Raw genomic sequence first — 13,249 nt, forward strand, 5'->3', positions numbered from 1 at the left:
ACTCCCGCTGTCCCATTATCGCTACCCTGTCCCCTGACCCCTATTCTCTGCTTTTTCATCTTTCCACTACTACTTTAAAAACCTTGCCCGATTTTTTGTCGCTTGTCTGTATCAGCGCTATGTAAACGCCGCTGGCCGCTTTCTGTCCGGAATCGTTCTCTCCCGCCCAGGCAGCCATGCCGTTCGCATCCGCTTTTATATCGCGCACCAGCTCGCCCAGGAAAGTGTAAATCTTTAGTTTTGCGTATGGCGGCATATTGGTGAAGTGTACGATATCCGAAGCGCTTGAAGGCCTGTAAGGGTTCGGATAAATTTTTACGCCCGCAAGTCCGGCGGCCGGGTTGGATTCCATTATCTGAAAAATTGAAAGGTGCCAGCTTTGGGCTATAACGCGGTTTGCGGCTGTGTCTGAAACCGAGGGTAGCGGAACCCACACTTCGTTGGTTTCGTCGTAAAGCGCCAGTATCAGCTTGCTGTGGTCGGTGCCCGGCGGCAGGTCGGACACCCGGTAAGAAACGGTAAGGGTAACCGGTTTAAACAGGAGAGTGGGGGGAAAATAAGTGATTTCAAACCCTATATTGGTGGCTTTAAGCGAAGCCACGGCGGAAACCGGCGGGGCGAAGGAAATTTTAGGCTGCAATTTCATTTTGGTTGAACTTCCTATTGACCCGCTGGGCAAAAATATAGAAATGGGGCCGTAAGAGGTCTCAAGCGTTATTGTATTGTCCTGAAAAGCCACAGCTGGAGACTGGGTATAAAGAAGAGTTTTGGTCGAACCGGCCGTAACAAAATGCGAAGTCAGCTCCGATTGTCCCACGGCCTGTATCTGCACCCAATAGGTGGTATCTGTAAGCAGGTTCGATAAAGCGCAGGTTTTTGCGTTCACTAAAACCGAGGTGCTGATAATCAGGAAATCGGAGGTAGTGGATGCCTGCACCGTGTAAAGGGTGTGGGAGGAATTGCCGTTGTCTTCCCAATTTACTGAAAACCCGTCGGTTAAAAAGCCGGAGAAGGTCTTGTCGGGCAATAGCAAATATGGCGTTGTGGGAAGCGTAAGCGCTGTTCCAAGGGACACCGGCGGATCTGTGGGCACATTGGTCAGGTTAAGGGCGGAAACCTGCAGATAGTAGGAAGCATTCGGGACCAGGCCGGTAAATGTGGCCGTAAGACTGGCGGTAACGGAAGACAGCACCGTGCCGGAAAACGCGGCTTCGGAAGAGATCTTCGCCAGATAATAGGTGATGTCCGGCGGGTTTGAGCCGCGTTTCCAGTTGATTGTTATGGAAGATACTCCAATGTCCAAAATATCCGAAAGCGGGTAGTGGCTGGCAGGGTCGTAGGCGCCGGTGGCCATAGGTGAAAATATCACTGTGGGGCTTGCGCGGTCCAGGCGGTTTACCGCCGTCACGCGCGTGTAATAGGTGGTATTGGAATATAAATCGGAAAAAGTGGCCGAGGAAAGTGTTGTGGTGGCGGAAGACAGAAAGGATGTAAAGCCGGAATCGTGATAAAATTCCGCCCAATAGCGCGTGTCGGCCGGGTTTGAATTGGTCTGCCAATTAAATGTTATGGCTGAAGGTGTCAGATCTGACGGCTTTGGAAGCTGTTGCGTAGGCGCGTTGGCTAAAGTTGATGTTGACGGAGTATAAACAAAATCCGGAACATTATCCCAGTTAAGCGTGCCGGCTCTGAAATAATAGCTTGCATTGGGGGAGAGCCCCGCAATGCTCAAAGCCGCGGTCTGCGGCATATTGGAGCGCGAAGAAAAAATCACCCCCTGAAAATCGGCGGAGGTGGAGGTCTCTAAAAGATATTTTTCCCCCGTAAAGTCCGGCGGCCAGGAGGCCGGCAAAGTCCAGCCGACCGTTACGCTCGAATAAAACACGCCGCTTATCAGCTGATTGAGAAGGGGCGGGGCCAGAGTTGATTTTTTTGACGGGGTGGTGTTGCTGTAAACGGTTGTGCCGCTGTATAATGAGCCCGCCCTGTAATTGAAGACGGTATTCGCCGGCAGTCCCTCCACGATCAGGCCGGCGGCGTCGCTGTTTACCGTGGCGGAGCTCGCGAAAACCCAGCTGAAATACTGGTAGGTGGAGGCTTCAACCACATAGCTGTCCGCTCCCGCGCTCGTAAATGACACGGCCGCGCTTGTTACCCAGACCGAGCCAAGGACTACCGACTCAAGCGGTCCCGGCAAAGAGGTTTTTGCCACATTAAGGTCAGTGTAATGCGGAGCTTTGTTCCAGGTGAGCGTTCCAAGGCGTAAGTAATAGCTGGTATTCGGTTTCAGTTCCGAAAGCGTCAGGGAATTTAACTGGTTCAGGTCTGTGGAGGAAGAATGAACTATGGAGCCCGCGCCGAACGGGGCGGAGGAGCCTTCAAAGCGGTAGCCCTCGCAGGAGAAAGCCTGCGGTGAGGCGGGGAGCGGAGTGAAAGTCACTGTCAGGGATCGCGGGCCCGGGAGCGTAGCCGTGGTGTTGGAGGAAAACGGCAGGGCAAGCGTTATAGTGGAAGGCGCGCCCGTGTAGTTGGCATCCAAATTCCCGTTAAGCGAAGCCGCCCTGAAGTACCAGGTGGTGTTCGGTTCAAGGTTTTGAACGGTGAGCGTGCTGCGCGTCATGTCATAGACGGAAGATGAAAGGATAATACCGGAACCGTTGAAATTGGTTGATGATGCCTCAAGGCGGTAACCAAGCGCCGACGCCGCGGGAGGACTTGCCGGGAGCGCTGTCCAGCCAAGCGATGCCCACTGGTCGCTGAAGTTCAATAGCTGCGGATTCTGCAATTTGGCGGAGAGCGTGACGAATTGGCCGTAATCAAAATTGGCGGCTCCGTTCCAGTTAAGCGCGCCGACCTTGTAATAGTATGTGGTATTGCGGTCCAGGCCGGTAAGACCAAAGCTTGAGGTGTAGTGTTCGGCGCTGTTCAGCGCTATTGGTAAACTGTCGAAAATATTCGAGGTTGAAAGCATAAGCCGGTAGCCCTCGGAATCCTGCGCCTGGGCGGGGCCTGAAACAGCCGTCCAGGAAACCGTGGCGCTGGTTTCGTAAACCATATTGCTCAGCGTGCGCAGGTTAAGGGCCATGGTAGCCGTGGAAATATCAGGTGCGGTGAAAACGGTTTTGTTTCCGTAAAGGTTCACGGCCCGCACCCTCAAAAAATAGGTGGTGTTCGCGGCAAGACCGCCTAATATAACCGGCGGATAGTTTTCAGCGTAGGTTTTTGAATTTGAAAAGCCGGAATTGTCGGCGTATTGGATTTCATAATCGGTCCAATCCGGATTGCCGTTGATCTCCCAGGCAACGCTTATCTGCGCGGTGACCGATGAATCAGCTGTGAAATATTCCGAGATAAAATAAGGGGTTGTCGGCGCGGCGGCGTAAGTTACGGATGAAATCTGGTTGAGCGGATTATAGGAGGCGTCGCTTTGATTTTTTACACGGAAATAATAAATGGTGTCCGGGTTCAAGTTCGTATAAGCGGCGCTGTTGGTTAACACCGTGCCTGTCGCTGTAAGAGCGGAGAAATCGGTTGCGGTCGAGAGGGCGGCTATAAAAGATGTTCCGGCGTCCCAACTGAAAGACAGTGTGTTCGCTGTGACGCCGGTATTGCCGGGGTGTAAATTGATCTGGGCTGCGAGGCCGCCCGAGAAAACAAAAAAGAACCCCGCGGCCAAAAAGAACAACGGAAATCCGCGCCGGGGCGAATTGTAACTGGGCATAATAGTATAGTTTAGCAAAGAGGTATTAAAAATCAATGGCAAATATGTTACAGAGTAAACGGGGGCGCCCCCGCCTTTATTGAAATGACTGCCATTTCTATTATATTATAGGGTCAGAGCACTAGCCGTGCGAGTTTTTAAAATGAAAGTGGAAAGTGCTTAAGTCGATCGAAAAATACTGCTTTTTTTGAACCGTACCGGAACTCTTAAAATGAAAGTAAAGACCGTCCTTTTTTCCGCGTTAGTCATTTTGTGCGGTTTTTCAGAAGGCGCGCGGGCTGCGGACAATACGGGGAGCCCCGCCAAGCTTGGGTTGGTTCAGGGAGAACTCCCGCACCAGCAGGCCACCATAGGCGCGCGCCAGGAAACCACTATAGGCCCGGCGGAGGGTTTACCGGTACGGCCGGCCCGGACGCCGGAACACAAAAGCCTTGAGTTCTCCGTGAAGCAGGTCGGCCCTCTTTTTGAAGTTAAGGGGGCTTCCACCCAGGTAATAGGCCAGGGCGGAAATTACGCGGTTGCCGCCGGCGGGGGGAAAACAGTCTGGTTCCTTAACAATATCTGGATCGGCGAGGTCCCGGCAGCCGGCCAGCCTGCCCGTTGGGGCATAATTGAGGGCGGGGTGGCCCTGTCTGCCTCCAGTTCCCCATACTCTTTAAAAAGCGGTCTGAATTATGTGCTGGATGAAAACCGCTGGCCGATACCGTTTCTTTCCTCGGATTTCAGGGAATACATTCAGGTGCGTAAATTCTGGCCGCGCGCCGGTCTTAAAACCGAAAAGAAGTATTACGCGTTTTACTCCATCCTGAATAATTTCGGCAGCGGCCCTTATGATTATTTCCGCGTCGGGCAGGGGCTCGCTTTTTCCGACAATCCCGAGGGCCCTTACAAAAAAGTGGAAATCGGCCTGTCATACGCCCTATGGAGCGATGTGGAACCCGCCTTCGGCTCGGCCGCTTTTTCCGACAGCGACGGCTGGCTGTATATTTACGGCCGGGTAATGACCGAGCCGGGCAAGTATGCCGCGGCGCTCTCAAGAGTAAAGCCCGCGGATATAGAGAGCAGGGAAAAGTACGAGTACTACAGCCTGGACGCCTCAAGCGGGGTGTGGACCTCCGATTTGACCGAACTTACTCCGGTCATGGAAAATATGCCGGAGGAATTTTCTGTTTCTTATAATGAACATCTGAAAAGCTACCTGGCTCTTTACCTGGACATCGAAGACACGGAAATTTTATTGATGAGAGCCGACTATCCCTGGGGACCGTGGAAAGACCCCGTGAAAATAACGGCCTGTTCCAAAGAAGAGTACTGCTCCGGCGGCAAGGAGCAGCCCCTGTTCTCGCTTGAAGAAGGAAAAAAGACCTTTTTCACTCTTGAAAAAAAGAATATGCCGTATATCTACGAACTCACGTTTCAGTAAATCACGAGAGGCGCGCATGGCTGACTATAACATACTGGTGATAAACCCCGGCTCCACCTCCGACGAGGTGAGTTTTTTCCGCGGCGAAAAACTGGTTTTTCATAAGGTAGTCCGGTACAACCCGGAGGACCTGAAAGCCTACGAATTTAAAAAAGTAACCGCCCAATATAAATTCAGGAAAGGCTTGGTGCTTGACACCCTGAAAGAGCACAAGGTGGAGCTATCGGAGCTGCATGCCATTATAGGCCGCGGCGGGGTACTCCGGTCCATAGAGGGCGGGGTTTACGCGGTTAACGAAAACATGCTTAAAGACCTTAACGAAGGCGTAATGGGAGACCACCCTTCAAATCTGGGGGGAATACTCGCCTACAACATAGCCGCCATGTGCGGCGCCGCGGCGTTTATAGCCGACCCGGTGACGGTTGACGAGATGGAGCCTTTGGCCAGGTATTCGGGCATGCCGGAGAACCCGAGGATTTCAATTTTTCACGCGCTTAACCAGAAAAGGGTGGCCCGCCACGCGGCCCGCCAGCTTGGCAAACCATACGAAGACTGCCGCCTGATCGTAATGCACGGCGGCGGCGGCGTTTCGGTAGGGGCGCACATAGGCGGCAGGGTGGTGGATGTAAATAACGGGCTTGAGGGCGACGGGCCCTTCACGCCGCAGCGCTCCGGCAGCGTGCCGGCTGCCGGGCTGATAAAAATGTGTTTCTCGGGCAAATACACTTTGGCCGAAATGAAGCTCAAGCTGAAAGGCCGCGGCGGCCTTGTGGCTTACACCGGCACCTCCGACTGCATAGCCCTTGAAAAATATATCCTGACCGGCGAGATAAAGCCTAATTCCGGCCTTGACCCGGCAAAAATTTCGCGCGAAAAGGCCAAAGAGGCGGTGCTTGCCATGGCCTATCAGATTTCAAAAGAGATAGCCTCCCTGTCGGCGGTGCTTGAAGGCAAGGTGGACGCTATAGTACTTACAGGCGGGCTCGCCTACGACCAGATAGTGGTACCTGAAATCAAACGCCGTGTGGACTGGATAGCCCCGGTGCTAAGCTACCCCGGCGGCGATGAAATGCGCGCCTTGCGCGTGGCGGCGCAAACCGGCCTTAAGCATCCCGCCAAGGTAAAGGTGTACTAACTGCCGTATGCCATAAGCCGTAAGCCATAGGCAGAAAAACTACAGGAGAAAAATCATGAAATTCCGTAACTTTGAAGAGTTGATGCGGCTTGTTAAAGACAAGCCGAACCGGATAGTGGTGCCCGGCGCGAATAATGAGGAAGTGCTGGAAGCCATAAAAATGGGGGTTGAACACCGCATAATTTCCGGCGGCATACTTGTGGGACCGAAAGCCCAGGTTGAGGCTGCGGCGGCGAAAGTCGGAGTAAAACTGGACATTTTTGAAATCATAGACATGTCCGATTGCGCCGAAATGTGCAATAAGGCCGTGGACCTTGTAAAAGCCGGCAAAGGAGACTTCCTTGTCAAGGGCCTGGTGGACACGAAGTTCTACATGAAGGCCATACTGCGCAAGGAAGTCGGCGCGGTGGCCGAAGGGACGGTGCTCAGCCATTTTGTGCTTTTTGAACTGGCCAACTATCACAAGCTTTTCGCCGTTACCGACGCGGCCATAATGATAAACCCCACACTGGAGCAGAAGGCGAAGATCACCCGCAACGCCGTGGATATGATGCGTATGCTGGGAGTGGAAAAGCCCAATGTGGCCGTGATCTGCCCGGTGGAAAAAGTAAACCCCAATATCCCCAGCACTCTGGACGCGGAGGCCCTTGTGAAGATGAACAGGGAGGGGACTTTAAAGAATTGTGTGGTGGAAGGTCCTTATGACATTTACATCTCATTCTCCAAGGAACTGGCGGCGGAAAAAGGCATAAAAGGCGCCGCCGTTCCCGGCGAAACCGACATAGCGCTTTTTCCTAACCTGGATTCGGCCAACCCGGTGTATAAATGCCTGTCGTTTTTCGGCGCGGGCGTGAAATCGGCCGCTCTGCTTGCCGGGTCCAATATCCCGGTAATACTGCCGTCCCGCACCGACTCGCCTGTGACGAAGCTGCACTCCATAGCGCTGGCGGGTTTTCTTAAGACCCAGGCGAAGGTCTGCGCCTGACAGGGACGGAGGCGAGCGAATAGGGAAGGATTGATTTATTTTTGCAGCTCTACACTAGTTAAAGTCGGAAGCTTTGATTAGTCTGCCGGAACTTCAGCGCTTCAGAGCTTATAGCTCTTCAGCTCTAGCTTAAGGAGACACTTATGGTTTGGAATTTTTTAAAGAAGATACTTAACAAGAAGGAAGAAAAGCGGTCGGAGACGGAACCCCGGGCCGCTTTCCGGCAAAATACGCGGATCCAGCAAGCGGCCTCTCCGGCTCCATCGGCAGTTCCCGCCGCTGTAGCGCCGGCTGCGGCGGAAGCAGCCCCCGCACCTGCGGCAGATGTGGTGATAAATCAAACCGTCGCGCCGTCCGCGACTCCGCTGGCCGAAAAGACCGCCCCGGCTAAAGAAAAGTCTCCCGCTGAAAAAACTGATGATGAGCTGGCTCAGGAACTTAATGTTATTTCCCCTGAAATTCTTTCCCAGGCCAAAACCCCGCAGATGCGCAAGCTGATAATAGACATCTACCGCAAGATGCTTATCGAGGGCGTGGACATAAACGACGAAAAAGAAGTGAAAAAATGGCTTAAAAAGCATCCCGAAGTGGTGAACGGGGGCGAAGCCCACAAAATAGAGACCTTTAAAAGAGAGGAGCCGAAAGTGGGCCGCAATGACGCCTGCCCCTGCGGCTCCGGCAGGAAATACAAGAAGTGCTGCGGAAAAGGAAAGTAAATTCTGGTCACCCCCGATGGGTTCGCAGGGCCTGCCGCCGGACCGGAACGCGGGGACAGCCGCCCACACCGTGGCCGGCTTCCACCACTCATCTTCGGCGCTTATGCAAGCCTCAGATTCGCGAAGGCCCCGCTAACCCGGCTCCGGCGTCACCCGCTCCATTTATTCCCGACCTATTCCTTATATCAAGTTTCTCTCTGTTAACGTCCTTTTCACAATAAAACCGACTTCTTATGTTTAAAAAAGCCGGCGGCGAAAACACCTAGCTTGCGCGGGTGACGGGGGACTGGGTAAGCAAAACACTCCGGAGCCCGACGCTTGCATAGCGCGGAGGTGAGGCACGGCTTCAGAGCGAAGCATAATTATGCTTCGCGTCCGGGCCGCAAGGGCGGAGGCGGTTCTCTGCGAAGCAGAACCGCTGAGCCGGGGCCGCGCAAAACCGCTATGCGGTTTATGAGTGGCGAGGAAGTGAAGGGCGGGCACGGTGTGTCCCGACCCTGGTTTTGCGTTCCCAGTCCCCCGGCAGGACCCGTGCCAGTTTATAATGCTTCTATGCGTAAAATGTCGAGTGTCCAATTGCGGAAGGCGGGAAGTGCTGTTGGAAGGGAAAGTAAATTCTGTCTCAGCTCACGTGAGAAAGAAGGATCGTTTTCAGCCGGTTGAAATCGGCCGGTATGGCGGAGCTTTTGTCGCGTTTTCTCATGCAGGACGCAAGCCGTGAAGGGGCCTTTACCGCAAGCCCTGTGTTTCTTGAAACGATATCGGGGAATTTCGCCGGATGAGCCGTAGCTAAGACTATCTTCGGGCCCGCGATATTGCAATTAAGAGCGGCGGCTATGCCGGTGGCGGTATGCGGGTCGGATACGTAGCAGAATCTTCTGAAAGCCATTCTTATGGTTTTTTCAATTTCCGCATCCGTAACGGTGACGGAGTCAATATCCCGTTTAACCGCAATGCGGTCGTTATGATACAGATCAAGGATCCGGGTGAAGTTGCTGGGTATGCCCACATCCATGGCGCTTGAAAGGGTCATCCGGGTCTTTGCGCGGGGCAGTATTCCCGTAGCAAGGTAACGCGGCACCCCGCTGTTGATATTAACCGCGGCAATAAACTTACGCACGGGCAAACCCATTCTTTTCGCGAACAGTCCGGCGGAAAGATCGCCGAAGTTTCCGCTGGGGACGACAAATACCGGCTTGCGTTTTCCCCTTTCTTCGCTCAAGACTTTAAGCTGTGAAACAGCGCTGAAATAATAGAACATCTGAGGGAGAAGCCTGCCTATGTTGATAGAGTTGGCGGATGAAAGGGCCATTTTCCCGCGGATCCCGGCGTCGGAAAGGGCTTTTTTGGCCAGCCGCTGGCAATCGTCAAAATCCCCTCTTACCTTAAGCGCGGTGATATTACCTCCGAGCGTGGCTATCTGCTTTTCCTGCAGAGGGCTTATCCTGCCTTCCGGATAAAGAACAAAAACATTTATTCCGGGAAGTCCGAAAAATCCGCATGCCGCCGCGCTTCCCGTGTCGCCGGAAGTGGCTACGATAACAGCCAGGCGCTTTTTTGAACCGGCAAGGTAATGCTTCATAAGGCGGGCCATGAAACGCGCCCCGAAATCTTTGAACGAGAGCGTGGGGCCGTGAAAGAGTTCAAGGATATATAGATCTTCCGCGAGCCTGACCAGCGGAGAGGGGGAGTTCTTTACGGGGAAGGCTTTTCTGCTGAAGGAATCGCGGATTATTTCTTTTAAATCCTTATCAGCCACATCGGAAATATACTCCCGGCAGACCTTAAAAGCCGTCTCATGAAAATTATTATTTCCGGCGGCGCGGGGGAAATTGTTCCCGCGATTTGGGAAAGCCTCCGGCATGAAAAGCCCTCCGTCGTCAGCCAGGCCCGTGAAAAGGGCTTCCCGGAAAGTTGCCGGTCTTGATTTTCCGTTAGTGCTGTAGTATTTCATTGTCGTTACGGCTCAGGTAGACAGAATCCAGAAGTCAAGCCTATGGCAGTGCCGTAAAAAGAGCTATGCTCCTCAAACGGCCAGGATTCAGAACGGTGGAATCTGCTCAATTGCTGGTGCTCCCATTCTGACTACTGAATTCTGACTTCTGGCTACCCGGGCAGTTGCCATTGTTTTATATTTCTAATGATTTCCGCCGCAGTTTCAGCCGGCGATCGCTCCCGGGTGTCAACAGTCAGGTCCGCCGCTTTTTCATAAACCCGGGTTCTTTCTTTGAAAAGGCGTGTTATGCCTTTTTCCTTCAATCCTACTATGCCGCGCAGGTGAATAATCCCCGAAAGTCTTTTTTTTACTTCCGTGAGAGGCGTTTTGAGGTAAACGACCAGGGTTTCTTTTTTGAGTTTCTTCATCGCCGCCGGCGAATAAATTATGCTTCCGCCGGGCGAGAACACAACCCTAATCAGGTCTATTGCCAGGGTGAGTTTCTCCTCCAGCGCCAGCAGAGCATGCTCTCCGTCCTTGGCTAAAATCACTTCGTGCCCCCTGCCGGTCGTTTCCCGAATGTGAATGTCCAGATCGATAAAATTCCAGTCCAGTTTTTTTGCCAGAGTTTTGCCTGCCGTGGATTTTCCGGACCCGGGCATGCCCACAAGCGTTATCCCTTTGAATTTTTTCTTCATTCTCTTTTTTTGTATTATACACTTAGCAGCTTTGATTCGGCAAGCGCCCGCTTAGGCGGATGAACAGATTCAAACCGCAGGAGGAAACCCAATGAACACGGATATTGAAAAGATGCTCCGGATTTCACCCAAAAGATTCAAGGAAATTAACACTTTCCTGGTTGACCCTAAAAACGAAGCGGTCCGCGCTGTTGTAAAACTTATCGAAAAACACGGCGGCGCCGCCGCGATAAACAGGAAAGCGGCCGAAGCAGGGAAGCCTGAGAACCTGCTGGCGCGCCTTAAAAAGGAAAATTCGCCGTATTATAACGAAGTTCTCTGGCTCAGGGAACAGCGCGACAAGGGCGCGTTTATCGGCATGAAAGATTATTGCCGCAAACACGCGGGCAGGTGCAAGATCAACAGCAAGAATGCGGTCGCGCTGGAAATCAGCGCCCTGCAGTATTTTCCTTTTCTCATACAGTCCGCCAAGCAGGCCATTGCCAGGCAGGAACTGATGCCGGGCCGCTTTATCCGCGTGCGAAACATGAAAGAACAGGTGGCGGACCTGGGCGATATCCTCGCGGTTTCCGCCTCAATGAATATAATAGGCGCGTCCCTTGTTGAGACGCTGGATACGAAGGGCACGGACGGTTCTAACATACACCTGGGGGGGGCTGCGACTATCACCGGCTATTTCGGAGGCGTGGGCCAGCCCAATGAGCATGCCATGCAGTGGGCCGAGGAGTATCTGCACTACTACACTAACTACGGCATCCGCCAGGCGCTCAATGTCAATTCCGGTACGATAATGATCGCCTACCTTATGCACAGGCTTGGAGTGAATAACGAATTCAAGATCTCCGTGTTCATGGGCAACGACAACCCCTACTCTATAATGTGGACGCTGCTTGCGGCGAAACTCTTCGCGCGCGAAGACGGGACAACTTCGCTGATCGGTTTCAACCTGGCTAACTCGGTGAATAACGAAACGATTATACAAGCCTCGAAAATACGCAAAGCGCTGGGCCTCGAAAAAGTTGTCCGCTTTGAGCACCACATCACGGAGACGTTCAAGTCCATCGTGGTTCAGCCGTACAACCGCAGACAGGAATTGATCCAGCTCGCCGCGAAGGTCCCCAATATCGCGGCCAAACATGAAGGCGGAGACCCGCAAATTGACGGCAAGCGCGCGCATCCTTCGGACATCCTCGATTACTTCATGCCCAAGAAAGATGTGGAAGCCCAGGGCCTGATGCCCGCTATGCTGAGGAATTACCTGGACAAACACGACGCCGTGAACCGGACCGCCGAAGCGCTAACTAAAGCCGGCATCGGAGTGCTGGCCGCGCAGAATCTGCATAAATAGAGCTGAAGAGCTGGAAGCTCTGAAGAGCTGAAGTAAAGGAAAAGTATACTTCAGCTCTTCAGCACTTCAGGCTTCAGCGCTTCCCTAAGGAGAATCGTAATGAAAAAAATTAAAAAAGAAGCTGTAAGCCCTGTTGCATTAAAACCGCCGCAAAATGTGAAAAGAAGCCTTTTGGATTTTGCCAAAATGAAACGAAACGGCGTTCCCGCCGCCTGGGTTACCTCTTATGACCTTCCTTTCGCCTATGCCGCCCAGAAAGCGGGGGTTGATATGATACTTGTCGGCGATTCCGGCGGAATGGTCCAATTGGGCTATTCCACTACCAATCCCGTCACCATGGATGAAATGATAACGCTTGCAAAGGCGGCCAGAAGGGGGGCTCCCGATACTTTCATGATAGGAGATATGCCGCAGGGGGCTTATGAACCCTCGGAAAGGGACGCGGTTATAAGCGCTTTACGCTTTGTTAAAGAAGCCGGCTCCGACGCTATAAAGTGCGAGGGCGGTCACAGGATCATTCCTAAAGTAAAGGCCATAGTCGATGCCGGAATTCTTGTAATGGGGCATTTGGGGCTTACCCCGCAAAGCACAGGCTCCTTCGGCGGTTACAGGGTGCAGGGCAAATCAGTTGCAAGTTTTGAAAAAACAATGGAAGACGCCCTGGAGCTTCAGGAGGCAGGGGTGTTCGCCTTACTGCTTGAGGCAATGCCCTCTGAACCGGCGGGCCAGATAGCCAGGGCTCTTAAAATACCGGTTTATGGAATAGGCGCCGGGACCGAGGTTGACGGGCAGCTTATCATAATGCACGACCTTATGGGTTTTTACGCCTCCTTCCGTCCATGGTTCGCCAAGTGCTATATTCCGGAAGTCGCCGGTCAATTCAAGGATTATCTGGCGCAGATACCTGACATAAGGAAGAACGGAAAAGAGGAAAGAGGCGACGGTTTATTGGTTTTGACGGAGATGGCCGTAAAAGCTTACATTAAGCAGGTTCGCGACGGGAGTTTCCCCGGCAAAGACTACTCTTATTCAATAAAACCGGAAGAAATAGCCGCGCTTAAAGCCTCCAAATACTGGAAATAACAGCAACCGGCTGCCTCAGTTAGCCCGAATTTTTCAGTTGAAGAATTCGGGCTAATAGTTTTCAAGGTCCAACTCACCATCCGTAAAGGGGGGGGATTCAGCCGGGCCCGAGCCTTCAGGCTGAAGCGGAGACCGGAAACAGGCCCGTATTAAAGGGTCTACAGGCCCTTGACAAAACTCAAACTTCCCTTTATGCTATATATG

Annotated in this window: 9 protein-coding genes; 6 read left to right on the plus strand and 3 right to left on the minus strand. The window is 52.9% G+C overall.

Going from position 1 to position 13,249, the window contains the following annotated elements; all coding sequences use genetic code 11:
* Window positions 1-55 precede the first annotated feature (55 nt).
* Complete coding sequence (locus NTX59_04155; protein ID MCX5784859.1) at window positions 56-3,721, minus strand: fibronectin type III domain-containing protein; 3,666 nt, start codon at window positions 3,719-3,721, stop codon at window positions 56-58.
* Window positions 3,722-3,932: 211 nt separating this feature from the next.
* On the opposite strand from NTX59_04155, the gene NTX59_04160 reads away from it, so the two are divergent.
* The 4 genes from NTX59_04160 (at window position 3,933) to NTX59_04175 (ending at window position 7,980) form a co-directional block, all read left to right on the plus strand.
* A complete protein-coding gene (locus NTX59_04160) occupies window positions 3,933-5,144 on the plus strand; it encodes a DUF4185 domain-containing protein (protein MCX5784860.1) in 1,212 nt (403 codons plus the stop codon).
* Window positions 5,145-5,160: 16 nt separating this feature from the next.
* On the plus strand, window positions 5,161-6,279 hold the full coding sequence (gene buk, locus NTX59_04165) for a butyrate kinase (GenBank protein ID MCX5784861.1): 1,119 nt from the start codon (window positions 5,161-5,163) through the stop codon (window positions 6,277-6,279).
* A gap of 55 nt (window positions 6,280-6,334) precedes the next feature.
* Window positions 6,335-7,264, plus strand: coding sequence for a phosphate acyltransferase (locus NTX59_04170; GenBank protein ID MCX5784862.1), 930 nt, complete (start codon window positions 6,335-6,337; stop codon window positions 7,262-7,264).
* A gap of 143 nt (window positions 7,265-7,407) precedes the next feature.
* The gene (locus NTX59_04175) at window positions 7,408-7,980 is read left to right on the plus strand and encodes an SEC-C metal-binding domain-containing protein (protein MCX5784863.1); all 573 of its coding nucleotides are present in this window, start codon (window positions 7,408-7,410) and stop codon (window positions 7,978-7,980) included.
* Window positions 7,981-8,602: 622 nt separating this feature from the next.
* Here NTX59_04175 and thrC read toward each other — a convergent pair.
* Window positions 8,603-9,934, minus strand: a complete 1,332-nt coding sequence (gene thrC / locus NTX59_04180) for a threonine synthase (GenBank protein MCX5784864.1) — start codon at window positions 9,932-9,934, stop codon at window positions 8,603-8,605.
* Window positions 9,935-10,086: 152 nt separating this feature from the next.
* Window positions 10,087-10,614 (minus strand): shikimate kinase, encoded by a 528-nt coding sequence (locus NTX59_04185; GenBank protein ID MCX5784865.1) that lies wholly within the window; start codon window positions 10,612-10,614, stop codon window positions 10,087-10,089.
* A gap of 91 nt (window positions 10,615-10,705) precedes the next feature.
* Here NTX59_04185 and NTX59_04190 point away from each other — a divergent pair, with 91 nt between their 5' ends.
* Window positions 10,706-11,962 carry a hypothetical protein gene (locus tag NTX59_04190; GenBank protein ID MCX5784866.1) on the plus strand — a complete coding sequence of 419 codons (1,257 nt, stop codon included), beginning with the start codon at window positions 10,706-10,708 and terminating at the stop codon, window positions 11,960-11,962.
* A 99-nt stretch (window positions 11,963-12,061) separates the two neighbouring features.
* The gene (gene panB, locus NTX59_04195; GenBank protein MCX5784867.1) at window positions 12,062-13,045 is read left to right on the plus strand and encodes a 3-methyl-2-oxobutanoate hydroxymethyltransferase; all 984 of its coding nucleotides are present in this window, start codon (window positions 12,062-12,064) and stop codon (window positions 13,043-13,045) included.
* The last annotated feature ends 204 nt before the right edge of the window (window positions 13,046-13,249 follow it).

The organism is Elusimicrobiota bacterium, assembly GCA_026388155.1.
Taxonomy (GTDB): Bacteria; Elusimicrobiota; Elusimicrobia; order Elusimicrobiales; family UBA9959; genus UBA9634.

Coding starts and splice junctions, on each gene's coding strand:
- NTX59_04160 (MCX5784860.1), top strand. CDS start 3,933: ATGAAAGTAAAGACCGTCCTTTTTTCCGCGTTAGTCATTTTGTGCGGT.
- NTX59_04155 (MCX5784859.1), bottom strand. CDS start 3,721: ATGCCCAGTTACAATTCGCCCCGGCGCGGATTTCCGTTGTTCTTTTTG.
- panB (MCX5784867.1), top strand. CDS start 12,062: ATGAAAAAAATTAAAAAAGAAGCTGTAAGCCCTGTTGCATTAAAACCG.
- NTX59_04185 (MCX5784865.1), bottom strand. CDS start 10,614: ATGAAGAAAAAATTCAAAGGGATAACGCTTGTGGGCATGCCCGGGTCC.
- NTX59_04170 (MCX5784862.1), top strand. CDS start 6,335: ATGAAATTCCGTAACTTTGAAGAGTTGATGCGGCTTGTTAAAGACAAG.
- buk (MCX5784861.1), top strand. CDS start 5,161: ATGGCTGACTATAACATACTGGTGATAAACCCCGGCTCCACCTCCGAC.
- NTX59_04190 (MCX5784866.1), top strand. CDS start 10,706: ATGAACACGGATATTGAAAAGATGCTCCGGATTTCACCCAAAAGATTC.
- NTX59_04175 (MCX5784863.1), top strand. CDS start 7,408: ATGGTTTGGAATTTTTTAAAGAAGATACTTAACAAGAAGGAAGAAAAG.
- thrC (MCX5784864.1), bottom strand. CDS start 9,934: ATGAAATACTACAGCACTAACGGAAAATCAAGACCGGCAACTTTCCGG.